Origin of the sequence: Methylobacterium sp. CB376 (assembly GCF_029714205.1) — a bacterium.
Taxonomy (GTDB): domain Bacteria; phylum Pseudomonadota; class Alphaproteobacteria; order Rhizobiales; family Beijerinckiaceae; genus Methylobacterium.
This window is the reverse complement of sequence record NZ_CP121648.1, coordinates 2,514,258-2,529,482: the sequence shown is the minus strand read 5'-3', so window position 1 is coordinate 2,529,482 and position 15,225 is coordinate 2,514,258. Positions and strand designations below refer to the sequence as shown.

Sequence of the window (15,225 nt, the reverse complement as noted above, 5' to 3'; positions counted from 1 at the left end):
CGCGCCTCAGCGCATGCCGGGCGCCTGACCGGCGCCCGCGGCCTTCTGGCCGATCGCGGGGCCGCCGGCCTGCTCGGGGTGATGGGCGGAATGCTCGCCCATCGGCGCGGCGGCGAGCAGGTCCGGCACGGCTGCCATGCCGGGGCTGCCGCGGCCGACGGCGAACTGCCCCGCCTTGCGGAAGCGCCAGAGATAGCCGGGCACCACCGCCTCGATGGCGGTCGGGACGATACCGAAGGCCTCGAAGCTGCGCCCCTCCGCCTTGGCCGCCTCCGAGACGACGTTGTCCCGCGCCAGCAGCAAGACTTGGTCGCGGGTGAGCTTGAGGCTGTCGGGCAGGAGGCCGAGGGTGAGCGCGTCGACGGTCTCGAGGGCCCAGGCCTGGAGGCGGGCGGCCGGGGCCGGGATCGGCAGGACGAGGCGGCGGCGCATCGTGACCTGCAGCGTGTACTCCACGAGCTGGCGCAGGGTGAGGATCTCCGGGCCGCCGAGTTCGTAGGTGGTGCCGGGCCGCGCCTTGCCGTCCACGGCGAGGGCGATCACCTCGGCGACGTCGCCGACGAAGACCGGCTGCATGCGGGTCTCGGCCCCGGCGAGCGGCAGCACCGGCAGCAGGCCGACGAGGGCGGCGAAGCGGTTGAAGAAGCTGTCGCCGTGGCCGAAGATGATCGACGGCCGGACGATGACCGCGTCGGGGCGGGCGGCGAGCACGCCGGCCTCGCCGGCCGCCTTCGAGCGCGCGTAGGCCGAGGGCGAGCCCGCATCGGCGCCGATCGCCGAGACGTGCACCATCCGGGCGCCGATCGCCGCGGCGGCCCGGGCGATGACCCCCGGCCCCTCCGCCTGGAGGCGCTGGAAGCGCTGGTTCCCGCTCTCCTGCAGGATGCCGACGAGGTTGACCACCACGTCCGCGTGCTCGACGGCGCGGGCGACCGAGGCGGGGTCGCGCAGGTTCGCCTGCACGGCGACGATCTGGCCGACGCGGCCGAGGGGCTGCAGGAACTGCGCGAGGTCGGGCCGGCGGACGGCGACGCGGATGCGGTAGCCGCGCTTGGCGAGCGCCCGCACCACGTGCCGTCCCAGGAAGCCCGAGCCGCCGAACACGGTCACGAGCTGCGAGGCGGGCCGGGTCGGGCCGACGGGGTCGGGCATGGTCGGGATCCTGTGCGGAGGCGTCCCGGCTCCTTAGTCAAAGGCACCGAAGCTGTGAAGCGCCCGCGGGGCCGCGGGGCTCAGAGCCGCGGGGTGCGCGCCACCTCCCGGCCGTCGACCAGGACGGCGTCGAGGACGGCCCCGCCCGCGGCATCGACCCGGGCGCGGATGCGGATCCGGCCGCGGTCGAGGCGGTCGAGCGCCGCGGGCGCGCCCTGCGGCCCGTACCAGCGCTCGATGCCGTAGGTGACCGCGCCCGCGAGGCAGCGCGCGGCCGGACAGACGGCGGAGCCGCCCGGCACCAGGGTGCCGAACCGGACCGTGCCGCGCAGGGCGAGGGCGCCGTCCGCGGGCGGTGCGGCCGCGACGGCCGCGGCGCGGGACAGGCCGTCCTCCCCCGGCACGAGCGTGACGTACACGGTGGTGCCGGCGGCGAGCGGGCACGCGCCCTGCGCGGGGCAGGACGCGGCGAGGTCCGGGGCGGCGGGCAGGTTCGCGGGCTGGCCGATCTCGTAGGACAGCACGCTGTACTCGCCCCGCAACAGGTCGCGCGGATCGCGGGTGGCGGTGGCGAGCAGGACCGGCCGCCCGGTGGTCAGCCGCCGGGACTGCTCGACCGCGACGGTCACGGCGGGCAGCGCCTGCACGAGGAAGACGAGGCCGAACAGCGCGGCGCTCGCCGGGGCGCCGCGCAGGCGCGGCAGGAGGTCGCGGATCATGGCCCGTCCCTCGGCTCGTCCTTGGGCCCCGCCCTCGGCCCGTTTCCCGGCCGGGCCGGCCGCATCGCGCCGAGGCGGCGGGTCGCCGCGAGGGCGAGGGCCGCGAGAGCGCCCGCGGCGAGCAGGTGGAGGGCGACGCCGATCAGGTCGTCGCCGAGGAGCAGCACGCCGAGGGTCATGGCGGCGCAGGCGGCCAGGCTGACGGCCCCGAGGGCGCGGCGCCCGTCGAGCCGGGCCGCCACCGCCACGGCGAGGAGGGGGAGCAGCACCGTCCAGACCAGGGCCGGGGCGGCCGCGGCGCCGCGGGACGGCGGACCGGCGCCGAGCGCCAGGGGAACCAGCGCCGCCCCGGCGAGGATCGCGGGCCCGATCGGGACGGGTGTCCCGCGCGGCCGCGGCAGCGCGAGGCCGAGCCCGACCAGGGCGAGTCCGGCGAGGAGGCGCGGGAACGAGGGCGCGCTCCCGGCCGGTTCGGCGCCGAGCAGGCCCGCGGCCCGCGCCAGCAGGGCGAGGAGCACGAAGCCCCCGGCCGCCCGCGCGAGCCGCGCGAGCCGGCGCGCGACCCCCGGACCGAGGCGCGGCAGGCGGGAGGCGGCCTGCGCCGCGGTGACGACCGCGAGGGCGAAGAGCGCGAGCCGGCCCGCATCGATGCGCGGGCCCGCGGCCGGCACCGCGACCGCGCTGGCGAGCGGCAGGAGCAGGAGGAAGAACCCGGCGGTCCGTGCCGGGATGCGCCCCGACAGCTGGCCGGTCGCCAGCACGACGAGGCAGGGCCAGGCCGGATGCGGCAGGCCCGGCGCGGCCTCGGCGCCGTCCTGGAGGAAATCCGCCCAGGCGGCGAGCGCCAGCCCCGCGGCGGCGAGGCCGCCCGCGCTGCCGGAGCGCAGTGCGAGGGCGGTCGCGGTGGCAACGACCGCGACGGTGACGGCGTAGCCCGGCAGGTCCGGCGGCAGGTGGAAGGTCTGGCCCATCAGGGCGAGCGCGGCGGCGGAGACGGCGACCGAGAGCCCGGCCAGGGCGTCGGCGAGGCGCCGCAGCGTGACGTCCCCGCTGCGGCGATGCCGGAGGGTGGCGAGGGCGGCGAGCCCGACCGCGAGGGCATCCGCCGCCACCAGGAGGACGAGGCGCCAGAGGGGCGGCATCCCGGCCCAGTTCGAGGCCACGAAGGTGATCGCCGCGACGGCGACGAGCAGGGCCGCGACGGCGCCGAGGGCGACCTGGAGGCCGGCGAGGCCCGGCTCCCGCCGCAGCTCGGCCTCCAGCAGGCGCTGCTGCTCGGCGTCGATGAGGCCGCGGGCGGCCCAGGCGCGGATGTCGGCGAGAACGCGGTCGCGGTAGCTCAACGGCATGGCGGCTGGCGACGCTCCCTCACGGCCCGGCTTCCGGGCGCGATGATAGCCGGGCGCGCACCTGTCGCCGAGACGCCGCACGGCCGCGGTGCGGCCCGGCACGCGCGGAACGGCGGTCCCCCGCATCCGTTCACTCGGGACGCGCAGCCAGACGGAGGGCCCGATGCCGGAGGCCGATCCCAGGCCCGCCTTCCCGGTCGCCGCCGGGATCCTGTTCGGCCTCGGCCTGGGCGGCTTCTTCGACGGCATCGTGCTGCATCAGGTGCTGCAATGGCACCACATGCTGAGCAGCTGGTACCCGATCACCTCGCTCGCCGCGCTCGAGCGCAACACCCTGTGGGACGGGATCTTCCACAGCACGACCTACGTCTTCGTGGTGCTGGGCCTGTTCCTGCTCTGGCGACGGGCGCATCGTGACCGCCTGCGCTGGTCGGGCCTGCAGATGGCGGGTGCGGTGCTGGCAGGCTGGGGCCTGTTCAACCTCGTGGAGGGTGTGGTCGATCACCAGATCCTCGGCGTGCACCATGTCAACGAGAGCGTGGAGCGGTCGCGATGGCTGGCGTGGGATCTGGGGTTCCTGGCCTGGGGTGCGGTGATGCTGATGGCCGGGGCGGCCCTGCTGCGGGCGGGCCGCCGGCGCGCCGCCTCGCGCTGACGGCCCCGCGGCTGCGGGCGGCTCTGCCCTGGCTGGTCCTGGGTCTCGGGCTGGGCGCCGCCACCGCGCCGGCCTGGCGGGTGGCGCTCCTCGGCGCGGCGCCGAGCCTCGACGCCCTGCTGGCGATCCGCTGCGGGCCGTGAGGCCGCGGGCCGCTCCCCGCGCGGTGCAGGTCGAGGCGGAGGAGGGCCGCTCAGGCGACCTTGCGCGGCACCAGCCGCTCGCTCTGGAGCGCCTCGCGCGCCCCGGCGATGCCGGCCTCGGCGTACTCGGCGTCCTCGTTCACGCCCCAGACGTCGTAGAGGCGCTGGCCGGCCAGGATGTTCCGCGCCGTCAGCATGGCGGTCATCATGGCGTGGTCCTGGTTGTTGTACTTGTGCATGCCGTTGCGCCCGACGAGGTGCAGGGTCGGGTAGGCTCCCTCCAGGTCCCGGCGGATCGCCGCGACGTTGTCGCGATAGGCCTCGTCGTAGACCGGATAGGCCTTGGGCTGGCGCACCACGCAGGCATCCACCACGTCCTCGGCCCGGATCAGGCCGATCTGCGCGATCTCGCGCTTGGCCAGAGCCACCAGCTCCTCGTCCGGCGCGCTCCACAGGCCGTCGCCCTCGAAGCAGAAATATTCCAGCCCCAGGCAGGTATAGGCCGGGTCCGGAACCATCTCGGGCGACCAGGAGCGGAAGTTCTGCACCCGTCCGACCTTCACGCTCGGGTCGTGGATGTAGATCCAGTTGTCGGGAAAGTCCTCGGCACCGCGGGCGATCAGCGCCACCGTGATGAAGTCGCGGTAGGCGAGCGCGCGGGCGTGGAAGGTGGAGAGCGGCGCGGGCCGGATCGCCCGCACGAGGTCCTGGATCGCCGCCGAGGAGATCACGTGGCGGGCCGTGAAGGTCTCGCGGCTGCCGTCCCGGCGGCGGGCGCCCACCGTCCACAGGCCGCTGCCCTGGTCGAAGGACAGGCTCTCGACGCCGCGGTCGAGGAGGACCCGCCCGCCGAAGCCGTGGATCGCGGCGGTCGCCGCGTCCCACATCATGCCGGGGCCGCGGCGCGGATAGCGGAAGGACTCGATCAGCGTCTTGATCACCGGCTCGCCCGGCTTCGGCCGACCCCGCAGGCCGAGCGAGCGCACGAGCGCGTCGCGGATCGCCGCGCCGAGGTCGAGCCCCTTGATGCGCTGGGCCGCCCAATCGGCCGAGATCGCGTCGCAGGACATGCCCCACACCTTCTCGGTGTAGGTCTTGAAGAAGATCGAGAACAGGCGCTCGCCGAACTGGTTGCGCACCCACTCATGGAAGCTCCGCGGCTCCCGCACCGGCCGGGCGCGGGCGTAGAGGTAGGAGGCGACGCAGGCCGCGCTCTGCCACAGGCCGAGATTGCGCAGGGCCTCGAACGCCTTCAGCGGGTAGGCGTAGTAGCGGCCCTTGTAGTAGATCCGCGACAGGCGCGGCCGCTCGATGAAGTCGTCCGGCAGGATCTCGTTCCAGAGGTCCACCACCTCCTTCGACTTCGAGAAGAAGCGGTGGCCGCCGATGTCGAACAGGTAGCCCTTGTAATCGACGGTGCGGCTGATGCCGCCGACGCGCTCCGGATCCTTCTCCAGAACCGTGACGTCGCGGCCCGCCTTCGCGAGAAGGTAGGCGGCCGTCAGGCCGGCCGGCCCGGCGCCGATGACCAGCGTCTCGGTGTGCAGACTCATCGGGTTCGGCTCCGGTGTCGCCGGGGGGCGCGGCAGGTCGCGACGGATCTCGGCTGCCCGGGACATTAAGGATGAATGGGTAAACAACACCTCTCCGCGGGCGGGCGGCGCGCCGCGTATCCGGGGCGGGATCGCGGGCCGTAACCGGGGGTAAGGGCGGCGTGGCAGGCAGGGGGCGCTCCCCGGGATCGACCGATGCTCCCCACCGCCCTCCTCCCCGCCCAGCCGCGCGCCGGCCGGCCGTCGCTCTTCGAGAGCCGGCCGGTCCTCTGGGGCCTCGTGGCGGTCGGGGCGGCGGGCGCCTTCGGGGCCCAAGCCTTCGTGCCGGTCCTGCGCGACCTCCACCTGCCGGACACCGACGACGCCATGCGCCTCGTCCAGGTGCGGGACTTCCTCGCCGGCCAGTCCTGGTTCGACGTCGGCCAGCACCGGCTGCTGCCGCCCGCCGGCGCCTCGATGCACTGGTCCCGCCTCGTCGACCTGCCGGTCGCGGCGCTGCTCCTGCTTCTGCGCCCGCTCGCGGGCGGCCAGGCCGAGGCGCTCGCCGCGGCACTCTGGCCGCCCCTGCTGTTCTGCCTCTACGGGGCCTGCCTGCTGGGCGGGGCGCGGCGCCTGTTCGGCGCCCGGGCCGCCCTCCTCGCCCTGTTCCTCGCCACGCAGGCCGCCCTCGTCACCGGCCTGTTCGCGCCCGGTCGCATCGACCATCACAACGTGCAGATCTGCGCCGTGCTCGCCCTCGCCCTGCGGCTGATGGGGCCGGCGCCGGGCTGGCGGGACGGGGCGGCGGCCGGCGCGCTCGCGGCCCTCTCGCTCGCGGTCGGGCTGGAGACCCTGCCCTTCATCGCGGCCGCCGGGCTCCTCGTCTGCGGGTCCTGGATCCTCTCCGGGGCGCGGGCGCTCGGGGCCTTCGCGGGGTTCGCGGCGGCGCTCGCCGCCGGGAGCCTCGGGCTGTTCGCCCTCACCACCGCGCCCGCGCAGTGGGGAGCGCCCGCCTGCGACGCGCTCTCGCCGCCCTGGCTGTGGATCGCCGCCTGCGCGGGCGCCACCGGCCTCGCGGCGGCGTCCCTGGGCGGGCGCCTCCCCACCCGCGCCGGCCGGCTCGCCGTCGCGGCGCTCGGCGCTGCCCTGATGGCGGCGGGATTCGCGCTCGTCGCGCCCGCCTGCCTCGGCGGCCCCTTCGCGGGCATGCCCGAGAGCGTGCGCCAGGGCTGGCTCGCCAAGGTCAGCGAGATGCTGCCGATCTGGCGCCACCTCGCCGAGATGCCGGGTCCGGCCCTCTCGGCCTACGGCCCCGAACTCGTCGGCGCGCTGGTCGCCACTTCCCTGGCGCGGCGCGGCCCGGCCGGGGAGCGGCGGGCCTGGACCGTGCTCGCGGGGGCCTTCTGGCTCGGCACCCTGCTCGGCACGCTGCAGTTCCGCGGCCTCTACGTGGCCTCCGGCTTCGTGGCGCTCGCGGGCGGGGCCGTGTTCGACCGCGTCCTCGGCCTGCTGCGCGCCCCGGAGGCCGATCCGCGCGCGCGGGCGGCGCTCCTCGCCGCCGGCCTCGGCCTGATCGGCAAGGTGTGGCTCGTCGCGGCGGCCCTCCCGGCGCTCGCCGGGCTGACGGCGCCGCCCCCCGGCGAGGGCGGCTGGGGCGCCTGCACCACGCGGGACGCCGCGGCGGCGCTCGCCGCCGCGCCGCCCGGGACGGTGCTGGCCCCGGTCGATCTCGGCCCCTTCCTGCTCCTCCACACCCCGCACGGGGTCGTGGCCGCGCCGTATCACCGCGCCGGCGAGGGGATCGCGGCCGCGCTCGACGCCTTCCGGGACGAGGCGGCCTTGCGCCGCGTGGCGGCCGAGCGGCGCGCCGCCTACATCGCGATCTGCCCGCCGGGGGAGGACGAGGAGGGCGGTCCGCCGCTCGTCCGCGACCTCGCCCGCGGCAAGGTCGCCCCGTCCTGGCTGGAGCCGATCCCGATGCCGCACGCCGCCCTGAAGGCGTGGCGCCTGCGCCCGACGCCGTGAGGCCGCCGGCCCCCTTGAGGATGCCGGCGCCCCGGGCCCTGCTCGCGGCTTTCCTCCTCTGCCTCCTCGGGGCGGGCGGCCTCGCAGTGGCGCGGGGCCCGGAGCCGGGCGGGATCGAGGAGCTGTGGATGCTGCTCTACGGCCCGCCGGATCTCGGCCCGGTCGATTTCGCCACGCTCACCCGCCGGCCGGGCGACGCCCTCGCCTGCGCGCCGGATGTCTGCCCGCGCGCCGCGGCGGACCTCGTGCCCCCGACCTGGCCGGTGGCGGGCGCGGCGCTTCGCGAGGTCGTCCGCAGGGTCGCGGCGGCCGAGCCGGACACCGAGCTCGTCTTCACCGACCGCTGGGGGGAGCAGGATCGCTTCGTCGCGCGTTCCCGCCTGATGCGTTTCCCCGACACGGTGACGGTCGAGATCGTCGGGCGCGGCGAGGGCGCCTCGACGCTCGCGCTCCACGCCCGCGGCCAGGTCGGGGCGGGCCTCCTCTCCGACAACCACGCCCGGCTGGCCCGCTGGCTAGACGGCGTGAGGACGATTCTGCGATGAGACGCCCGGACCACGCGCGCTTCCGCCCCCACACCGTGCCGCCGCTCGCCGCGCCGCCGCGGGATCCGGACGTGGTCGTGGTCGGGGCCGGGGCGGCCGGGATCGCGGCCGCGCGGCACTTGGCGGCGCGGGGCCTCGCGGTCGCGGTGCTGGAGGCGCGCGACCGCGTCGGCGGGCGGACCTTCACCACGACCCTGCGCGGCCACCCCGTCGATCTCGGCGCCCACTGGCTGCATGCCGGGCCGATCAATCCGCTGGTGGCGCTCGGCCGCGCGCGGGGCGAACCCCTGCGCCGGGCCGCGCAGGAGAGCCACCTGATGGTGGGGCGGCGCCGGGCGCGCCCGGCCGAGGACGCCGCCTACGGCCGCGCCTTCGCGCTCGCCGACCGGGCGATGACCGCGGGCGCCGCGCGGGGCGGGCCGGACCGGCCGGCCGCGACCGCCCTGCCGCCCGGGCTCGGCCCCTGGGGCGCGCGGGTCGCCCTGGTGCACGGCCTCGTCTCCGGCCGGCCGCTGGGCGAGGTGAGCCTGCACGACTTCCCCAGCATGGAGTACGGGGACAATTTCTTCGTCGCGGGCGGCTACGGCGCCTACCTCGCCCGGCTCGCGCGCGGGCTGCCGATCGCGCTCGGCGCGCCCGTGCGGGCGATCGACTGGTCGGGGCCCGGCGTCGCCATCGACGCGGGCCCGGCCGGGCGCCTGCGGGCGCGGGCCTGCCTCGTCACGGTCCCCGTGATGGTGCTTCAGGATGAGGACGGCCTGCGCTTCTCCCCTCCCCTGCCGCGGGCGGTGCGGCGGGCGATCGACGGGTTCCTGCCGGGGATCTACGAGCACGTGGTGCTGCACTGGCCCTCGGCCCCGTTCCGCGGCCGCGACCGGCTGGCGGGCCTCACCGGCGGGCGCCTGCAGCCGCCCGGGCTCCTGACCCGGGTCGACGGTAAGGCCTTCCACTATTTCGAGCTCGACCGTCCGCTGGCCGCGGCGCTCGACGCCGCCCGGGCCGGGCCGGACGGCGCCCGGCGCCTCGCCCGCGCGGCGCTCGCCGCCCATCTCGGGGCCGGGCGCCTCGCCGACCTCGCGGTCCCGGCAGTGAGCGAGTGGCGGCACGATCCCTGGTCGCGCGGCTCCTGGGCCGTGGTGCCGCCGGGCCACGCGCCCGCCCGCGAGACGCTCAAGGCGCCGGTCGGCGACCGGATCTGGTTCGCCGGCGAGGCCCTGTCGCGGCTGCAATGGGGCACGGCGGGCGGCGCCTACCAGGAGGGCGAGCGGGCCGCCGCCGCGATCGCGGCGGCCCTGGCCTGACCCCCGGCCTGGCCCCGGCCGCGGCCCTCAGAGCATGCTCGGCAGGACGCGGTCCGGCGGGCGGTGCCCGTCCAGGAAGGTCTTGATGTTGATGATGACCTTCTCGCCCATGTCGACGCGGCTCTCCTGCGTGGCCGAGCCCATGTGGGGCAGCAGCACGACCTTGCCGGCCTTGGCGAGCTTGACGAGGCGGGGGCTCACCGCCGGCTCCTGCTCGAACACGTCGAGCCCCGCCCCGGCGATGTCGCCGACCTCGATCAGGCGAGCGAGGGCGGTCTCGTCGATGATCTCGCCGCGGGCGGTGTTCACCACCACGGCCTCGGGCTTCAGGAGCTTGAGGCGGCGCGCCGAGAGCAGGTGATAGGTCGCGGGCGTGTGCGGGCAGTTCACCGACACGATGTCCACCCGCGCCAGCATCTGGTCGAGCGATTCCCAGTAGGTCGCCTCGAGCTCGGCCTCGGTGCGGGCCGCGACCCGGCGGCGGTTGTGGTAGTGGATCGACAGGCCGAAGGCCTTGGCGCGGCGCGCCAGCGCCTGGCCGATGCGCCCCATGCCGACGATGCCGAGGCGCTTGCCGGTGATGCGCCGCCCGAGCATCCAGGTCGGCGACCAGCCGGAGGTCCAGGCATCCTCCGGGATGATGCGCGCGCCCTCGGTGAGCCGCCGGGCCACCGCGAGGATCAGCGCCATCGTCATGTCGGCGGTGTCCTCGGTCAGCACGCCCGGCGTGTTGGTGACCGTGATCCCGCGCTGCAGGGCGGTGTCGACGTCGATGTGGTCGACGCCGTTGCCGAAATTCGCGATCAGCCGCAGGTTCGGCCCGGCCTGGGCCAGGACCGAGGCGTCGATCTCGTCCGTGACGGTCGGAACGAGCACGTCCGCCTCCTGGACGGCCTGCGCCAGGGCGGCCGGCGAGAGCGGCTTGTCGTCGTGGTTGAGCCGCGTGTCGAAGAGCTCGCGCATGCGCGTCTCCACCACGTCCGGCAGGCGCCTTGTCACGACCACGAGCGGCTTGCGCTTCAACGACGACACTGAACCCTCCCCGTCCCCGACCCGTGCCGACGCGGGCCCGGCAGCCCTTGTCCCGGCCTGCTCGCGCCCACGATAGGCGATGGCGCAGCCCGCCGGAAACCCCTCCGGCGACTTTGCCGTGCGGCAAAGCCGTCGACCTCTGCCACGGGCCGAGGGCGACGGGCTTTGACCCATGCCAAACCGACCCTTGCCGAACCGACGCTCGCCAAACCGACCCTTGCCATACCCGCGCGTCCGCGCCGAGCGACCGAGTCCGGACCGCTACGCTCCGTTAACCCTCATTCGGCCACACACGCAGACGAGAAGCCGGGCCGAAGCACGGCGCCGCGCCGTCCGCGCCGGCCTCTCTACGCATCTCTGGCGGCCGAGGCTACCGCCCCGCTGCAAAAAGTGATGCGGACCTTTGGTCCGACGACGGAGACGAGATCCGATGCCCTTCGCGCGCGCGGGTGCCCTCTTCACCGCTCTCCCGGCACTCCTCGCCGGAACCCTGGCGGCCCTGCTCGCCGCGGGCCCGGCCGGCGCGGCCGCGTCCGCGAAGGGGCCGGACGTCACCCTGGGCTCGCGCAGCGGGCTGCCGGTGCCCCGCTACGTCAGCCTCAAGACCGACCGCGTCAACCTGCGCGAGGGTCCCTCGAAGGACCACCGCACCCTCTGGGTGTTCCAGCGGGCGGGGCTGCCGGTCGAGATCGTGGCGGAATTCGAGAATTGGCGGCGCATCCGCGACTCGGAGGGGACCGAGGGCTGGGTGCTGCACTCGCTGCTCTCCGGGCGGCGCACCGCCGTCGTGCTGGCGCCGGGCGACAAGGCCGCACCGGTGCCGCTCTACGCCGAGCGGGAGGGCGGCGGCGGAGTCGTGGCCCAGCTCCAGGCCGGGGTCATCGGCAGCGTGAAATCGTGCAACGGCACCTGGTGCCGCCTGATCGTCGCGCTGCCGCAGAAGCGCGGGGACGTGGACGGCTACATGCGCCAGGACCGCCTCTGGGGCGTGTATCCGAACGAGAAAGTGGAGTAGCGCGGGGCGCCCGCGACGCGAGGGCGGCTGCGCGCCGCGATTCCCGCGCCGGATCCGCCCTCTCCGCGGCCGAACCAGGATGCTCTCAGGGCGCTGCGCCACGGCGGCGTGCCCGCCCGGGCGGAGCCAGGCCGCCCGCGCAGGACCCGCGCTCGGATCCTGGGACTCGGATCCTGGGAAAAGCCGTCAGGTCCGGCGGCGCAGCCGCACGATCACCTCGACGCCCGCGATCTCCATGCCCTCGGGAGGCTGGGGAAGCGCGTCGACGGTGATGCCGCAATCCGGCATGTCGAGCACCTGCCCTTCCTCCTCCAGGAAGAAATGGTGGTGCTCGCTCGGGTTGGTGTCGAAATAGGCCTTCGAGCCGTCGAGCGCGAGCTGGCGCAGCAGCCCCGCCTCGGTGAACTGGTGCAGCGTGTTGTAGACGGTGGCGAGCGACACCGGCACCTTCGCCCGCATCGCCTCGTCGTAGAGCATCTCCGCCGTCAGGTGCCGGTCGCCCTTGCCGAACAGCAGCCAGCCGAGCGAGAGGCGCTGACGCGTCGGGCGCAGGCCCGCGCGGCGCAGGCGGTCGCGCAGCTCCGAGAGCGGACAGCCGCGACGCTGTCCCGCCGCGCCGTCGGACGGCGAGGCCGGGGCGCGGGCGCTGAGCACGGCATGCAGGGGCGTCAGGTCGTTCATCAGCCAGACAATCAGCGTTCGAGCGGGCGGTGATACGGTACGGTTATACGGACAGGGCGCCACCGCCGCAACCCGAACAGGGCCCCCACTCCGCAGATCAGAAATGTTATAGTTCCGGCCTGCGGGGCACGGCGGCGGCTTTGCGGCGGCGGCTTTGAAGCGCAGGGCACCCTATGCTACAGGCGCCGCTCTGCGGGCCGCGCCTCGCCGCGGGCCGGACGGTTCGCGGCGGGTCGCGAGACCCGCCCGTTCCCCACTCCAGACCAAGGATCGCTCCGTCTCCATGGCCGCCGACACACCCGCCGCCGACGCCCCGAACCGGCCCTCGCAGTTCTCCTACGAGGACCTGCTCGCCTGCGGCCGTGGGGAGATGTTCGGTGCCGGCAACGCGCAGCTGCCGCTGCCCCCGATGCTGATGTTCGACCGGATCACGTCGATCGGCCAGGAGGGCGGGGTGCACGGCAAGGGGCACGTGCGGGCGGAGCTCGATGTGCGGCCGGACCTCTGGTTCTTCCCCTGCCACTTCCACGGCGACCCGGTCATGCCCGGCTGCCTCGGCCTCGACGCGCTCTGGCAGATGGTCGGCTTCTATCTCGGCTGGCTCGGCGCGCCCGGCCGCGGCCGGGCGCTCGGCGTCGGCGAGGTCAAGCTCGCGGGCCAGGTCCTGCCGAGCGTGAAGCGGGTCGTCTACGGCGTCGATCTCAAGCGCGTGCGCCAGGGCCGCCTCGTGCTCGGCATCGCGGATGGCTGGCTCGAAGCCGACGGGGAGCGCGTCTACGACGCCAAGGACCTGCGGGTCGGGCTGTTTCAGGCGGTCACGCCGGCGGGCGGCTGACAGACCTGCCCCAACGGACGGTTGAGATCGGCCCGGGACGGGCCTAGGTGACAAGGAGACGGCGCTTTCCACGCCGCGAAGGAGGGCTGCGATCGTCATGAGGCGCGTCGCGATCACCGGGATGGGCATCGTCTCATCCATCGGCAACACCACCCAGGAGGTGCTGGCATCCCTCCGCGAGGCGCGCTCCGGCATCACCCGGGCCGAGCCCTTCGCCGCCCACGGCTTCCGCTGCCAGGTCCAGGGCGCACCGACCCTCGATCCCGAGACGGTGGTCGACCGGCGCGCCATGCGCTTCCACGGCGGCGGCACCGCCTGGAACCACGTGGCGATGGAGCAGGCGATCCGGGACGCGGGCCTCGAGGAGAGCGAGGTCTCGCACGAGCGGACCGGCATCATCATGGGCTCGGGCGGACCCTCGACCCACGCCATCGTGGAGGCGGCCGACATCGCGCGGGCCAAGGGCCCCAAGCGCGTCGGCCCCTTCGCGGTGCCCAAGGCGATGTCCTCCACCGCCTCCGCCACGCTCGCCACTTGGTTCAAGATCAAGGGCGTGAACTACTCGATCTCGTCCGCCTGCGCCACGTCGAACCACTGCATCGGCAACGCCGCCGAGATCATCCAGGCCGGGCGCCAGGACATCATCTTCGCGGGCGGCTGCGAGGAGCTCGACTGGACGCTGTCCGTGCTGTTCGACGCGATGGGCGCGATGTCGGCGAAGTACAACGACACGCCGGCGCGGGCCTCGCGCGCCTACGACGCGGCGCGCGACGGCTTCGTGATCGCCGGCGGAGCCGGGGTGCTGGTGCTGGAGGAATTGGAGCACGCCAAGGCCCGCGGCGCGCGCATCTACGGCGAGATCGCCGGCTACGGCGCCACCTCGGACGGGCACGACATGGTGGCGCCCTCGGGCGAGGGCGCCGTGCGCTGCATGCGCCAGGCCCTGGAGGGGCTCAAGGGCGTCAAGATCGACTACATCAACCCGCACGCCACCTCGACGCCGGTCGGCGACGAGAAGGAGATCGAGGCGATCCGCGAGGTGTTCGGCAGCGGCGAATCCTGCCCGCCGATCGCCGCCACCAAGTCGCTCACCGGGCACTCGCTCGGCGCGACCGGGGTGCAGGAGGCGATCTACTCGCTGCTGATGATGAACAACGGCTTCATCTGCGAGAGCGCCAACATCGAGGAGCTCGACCCGGCCTTCGCCGACATGCCGATCCTGCGCCGCCGGGTGGACGATGCCCGGCTCGGCCACGTGCTGTCGAACTCCTTCGGCTTCGGCGGCACCAACGCCACGCTCGTGCTCAAGCACGTCGACGCCTGACGAGACCTGACGGAACCGCAACCAGGAGAGCCGGCGTGACAGGTTTGATGGCAGGCAAGCGCGGCCTCGTGCTGGGGGTCGCGAACGACCACTCCATCGCCTGGGGCATCGCCAAGGCCCTCGCGGCGCAGGGGGCGGAGCTCGCCTTCACGTATCAGGGCGAGGCGCTGGGGCGGCGGGTGACGCCCCTCGCGCACTCCCTCGGGTCGCGCATCGTGCTGCCCTGCGACGTGGAGGATCCGGCGAGCGTCGCGGCGGTCTTCTCCGCCCTCGACGACCACTGGCCGGAGGGATTCGACTTCCTGGTCCACGCCATCGGCTATTCCGACAAGGCGCAGCTCAAGGGCCGCTACGTCGACGTCACCACGCGCGAGAACTTCTCCCGCACGATGGTGATCTCCTGCTTCTCCTTCACGGAGCTGGCGCAGCGGGCGGCGAAGAGGCTGCGGCCGGGCGGCACGCTCCTGACCCTCACCTTCGGCGGCGCGACGCGGGTGATGCCGAACTACAACGTGATGGGGCTCGCCAAGGCGGCGCTCGAAGCCTCGGTGCGCTACCTCGCGGCCGATCTCGGCCCGGACGGGATCCGGGTCAACGCCATCTCGGCGGGGCCGGTGCGCACGCTCGCGGGGGCGGGCATCGCGGATGCGCGGCTCATGTTCAACCACCAGCGCGCCCATTCGCCCCTGCGCCGCAACGCGACGATCGAGGAGATCGGCGGGGCGGCCCTCTACCTGCTGTCCGACCTGTCGGGCGGGGTCACGGGGGAGGTCCACTTCGTCGATTCCGGCTTCAACATCATCGCGATGCCCCGCCCGGCGGTGCTGAAGGCGCAGGACGACGCGGGCGTGGTGGGGGATTGAGGCCGCCCCGCGCGGGCCTTCCCTGCGCAGCGGCGACGCGGAATAGCGTCTGGC

General features: G+C 74.9%; 14 protein-coding genes. 8 read left to right on the top strand and 6 right to left on the bottom strand.

Going from position 1 to position 15,225, the window contains the following annotated elements; all coding sequences use genetic code 11:
- Positions 1-6: 6 nt before the first annotated feature.
- The 3 genes from QA634_RS11350 to QA634_RS11340 all read right to left on the bottom strand — a co-directional run bounded on the left by QA634_RS11350 (position 7) and on the right by QA634_RS11340 (position 3,220).
- Positions 7-1,152 (bottom strand): complex I NDUFA9 subunit family protein, encoded by a 1,146-nt coding sequence (locus QA634_RS11350; protein WP_012332110.1) that lies wholly within the window; start codon positions 1,150-1,152, stop codon positions 7-9.
- Between the two features lie 80 nt (positions 1,153-1,232).
- The gene (locus tag QA634_RS11345; protein ID WP_012332109.1) at positions 1,233-1,871 is read right to left on the bottom strand and encodes a GDYXXLXY domain-containing protein; all 639 of its coding nucleotides are present in this window, start codon (positions 1,869-1,871) and stop codon (positions 1,233-1,235) included.
- The gene (locus tag QA634_RS11340; RefSeq protein ID WP_012332108.1) at positions 1,868-3,220 is read right to left on the bottom strand and encodes a DUF2157 domain-containing protein; all 1,353 of its coding nucleotides are present in this window, start codon (positions 3,218-3,220) and stop codon (positions 1,868-1,870) included. The genes QA634_RS11345 and QA634_RS11340 overlap by 4 nt, the downstream gene beginning before the upstream one ends.
- Before the next feature lie 163 nt (positions 3,221-3,383).
- Between QA634_RS11340 and QA634_RS11335 the strand changes: the two genes are divergently transcribed.
- Positions 3,384-3,875: a DUF2243 domain-containing protein gene (locus tag QA634_RS11335; protein WP_012332107.1), complete on the top strand. Its 492-nt coding sequence runs from the start codon at positions 3,384-3,386 to the stop codon at positions 3,873-3,875.
- Between the two features lie 193 nt (positions 3,876-4,068).
- Here the strand turns inward: QA634_RS11335 and QA634_RS11330 are convergent, their stop codons facing one another.
- Entirely contained in the window at positions 4,069-5,571 is a 1,503-nt protein-coding gene (locus tag QA634_RS11330) for an NAD(P)/FAD-dependent oxidoreductase (protein ID WP_012332106.1), read from the bottom strand.
- A 195-nt stretch (positions 5,572-5,766) separates the two neighbouring features.
- Here QA634_RS11330 and QA634_RS11325 point away from each other — a divergent pair, with 195 nt between their 5' ends.
- From QA634_RS11325 to QA634_RS11315, 3 genes are read left to right on the top strand one after another with little or no spacing between them, the layout of a single operon-like run.
- Entirely contained in the window at positions 5,767-7,575 is a 1,809-nt protein-coding gene (locus QA634_RS11325) for a hypothetical protein (RefSeq protein ID WP_012332105.1), read from the top strand.
- A 20-nt stretch (positions 7,576-7,595) separates the two neighbouring features.
- Positions 7,596-8,120 (top strand): hypothetical protein, encoded by a 525-nt coding sequence (locus tag QA634_RS11320; protein ID WP_012332104.1) that lies wholly within the window; start codon positions 7,596-7,598, stop codon positions 8,118-8,120.
- Positions 8,117-9,421, top strand: a complete 1,305-nt coding sequence (locus tag QA634_RS11315) for a flavin monoamine oxidase family protein (RefSeq protein ID WP_012332103.1) — start codon at positions 8,117-8,119, stop codon at positions 9,419-9,421. The genes QA634_RS11320 and QA634_RS11315 overlap by 4 nt, the downstream gene beginning before the upstream one ends.
- Positions 9,422-9,448: 27 nt before the next feature.
- On the opposite strand, the gene QA634_RS11310 is transcribed toward QA634_RS11315, so the two are convergent.
- Positions 9,449-10,453 (bottom strand): 2-hydroxyacid dehydrogenase, encoded by a 1,005-nt coding sequence (locus QA634_RS11310; RefSeq protein WP_012332102.1) that lies wholly within the window; start codon positions 10,451-10,453, stop codon positions 9,449-9,451.
- Between the two features lie 430 nt (positions 10,454-10,883).
- Here QA634_RS11310 and QA634_RS11305 point away from each other — a divergent pair, with 430 nt between their 5' ends.
- Positions 10,884-11,468: an SH3 domain-containing protein gene (locus tag QA634_RS11305; RefSeq protein ID WP_012332101.1), complete on the top strand. Its 585-nt coding sequence runs from the start codon at positions 10,884-10,886 to the stop codon at positions 11,466-11,468.
- Positions 11,469-11,654: 186 nt separating this feature from the next.
- On the opposite strand, the gene irrA is transcribed toward QA634_RS11305, so the two are convergent.
- Complete coding sequence (irrA, locus tag QA634_RS11300) at positions 11,655-12,149, bottom strand: iron response transcriptional regulator IrrA (RefSeq protein WP_012332100.1); 495 nt, start codon at positions 12,147-12,149, stop codon at positions 11,655-11,657.
- Positions 12,150-12,432: 283 nt separating this feature from the next.
- Between irrA and fabA the strand changes: the two genes are divergently transcribed.
- From fabA to fabI, 3 genes are all read left to right on the top strand, one after another.
- A complete protein-coding gene (gene fabA / locus QA634_RS11295) occupies positions 12,433-12,984 on the top strand; it encodes a 3-hydroxyacyl-[acyl-carrier-protein] dehydratase FabA (RefSeq protein WP_012332099.1) in 552 nt (183 codons plus the stop codon).
- 97 nt (positions 12,985-13,081) lie between these two features.
- Entirely contained in the window at positions 13,082-14,308 is a 1,227-nt protein-coding gene (gene fabB, locus QA634_RS11290; protein WP_012332098.1) for a beta-ketoacyl-ACP synthase I, read from the top strand.
- 35 nt (positions 14,309-14,343) lie between these two features.
- Positions 14,344-15,171: an enoyl-ACP reductase FabI gene (gene fabI, locus QA634_RS11285; protein ID WP_012332097.1), complete on the top strand. Its 828-nt coding sequence runs from the start codon at positions 14,344-14,346 to the stop codon at positions 15,169-15,171.
- The last annotated feature ends 54 nt before the right edge of the window (positions 15,172-15,225 follow it).

Excerpts from the sequence above, each read along its gene's own strand:
- fabA (WP_012332099.1), top strand. The coding sequence starts at position 12,433 with ATGGCCGCCGACACACCCGCCGCCGACGCCCCGAACCGGCCCTCGCAG.
- QA634_RS11305 (WP_012332101.1), top strand. The coding sequence starts at position 10,884 with ATGCCCTTCGCGCGCGCGGGTGCCCTCTTCACCGCTCTCCCGGCACTC.
- irrA (WP_012332100.1), bottom strand. The coding sequence starts at position 12,149 with ATGAACGACCTGACGCCCCTGCATGCCGTGCTCAGCGCCCGCGCCCCG.
- QA634_RS11350 (WP_012332110.1), bottom strand. The coding sequence starts at position 1,152 with ATGCCCGACCCCGTCGGCCCGACCCGGCCCGCCTCGCAGCTCGTGACC.
- fabB (WP_012332098.1), top strand. The coding sequence starts at position 13,082 with ATGAGGCGCGTCGCGATCACCGGGATGGGCATCGTCTCATCCATCGGC.
- QA634_RS11325 (WP_012332105.1), top strand. The coding sequence starts at position 5,767 with ATGCTCCCCACCGCCCTCCTCCCCGCCCAGCCGCGCGCCGGCCGGCCG.
- QA634_RS11345 (WP_012332109.1), bottom strand. The coding sequence starts at position 1,871 with ATGATCCGCGACCTCCTGCCGCGCCTGCGCGGCGCCCCGGCGAGCGCC.
- QA634_RS11315 (WP_012332103.1), top strand. The coding sequence starts at position 8,117 with ATGAGACGCCCGGACCACGCGCGCTTCCGCCCCCACACCGTGCCGCCG.
- QA634_RS11335 (WP_012332107.1), top strand. The coding sequence starts at position 3,384 with ATGCCGGAGGCCGATCCCAGGCCCGCCTTCCCGGTCGCCGCCGGGATC.
- QA634_RS11330 (WP_012332106.1), bottom strand. The coding sequence starts at position 5,571 with ATGAGTCTGCACACCGAGACGCTGGTCATCGGCGCCGGGCCGGCCGGC.
- QA634_RS11340 (WP_012332108.1), bottom strand. The coding sequence starts at position 3,220 with ATGCCGTTGAGCTACCGCGACCGCGTTCTCGCCGACATCCGCGCCTGG.
- QA634_RS11320 (WP_012332104.1), top strand. The coding sequence starts at position 7,596 with ATGCCGGCGCCCCGGGCCCTGCTCGCGGCTTTCCTCCTCTGCCTCCTC.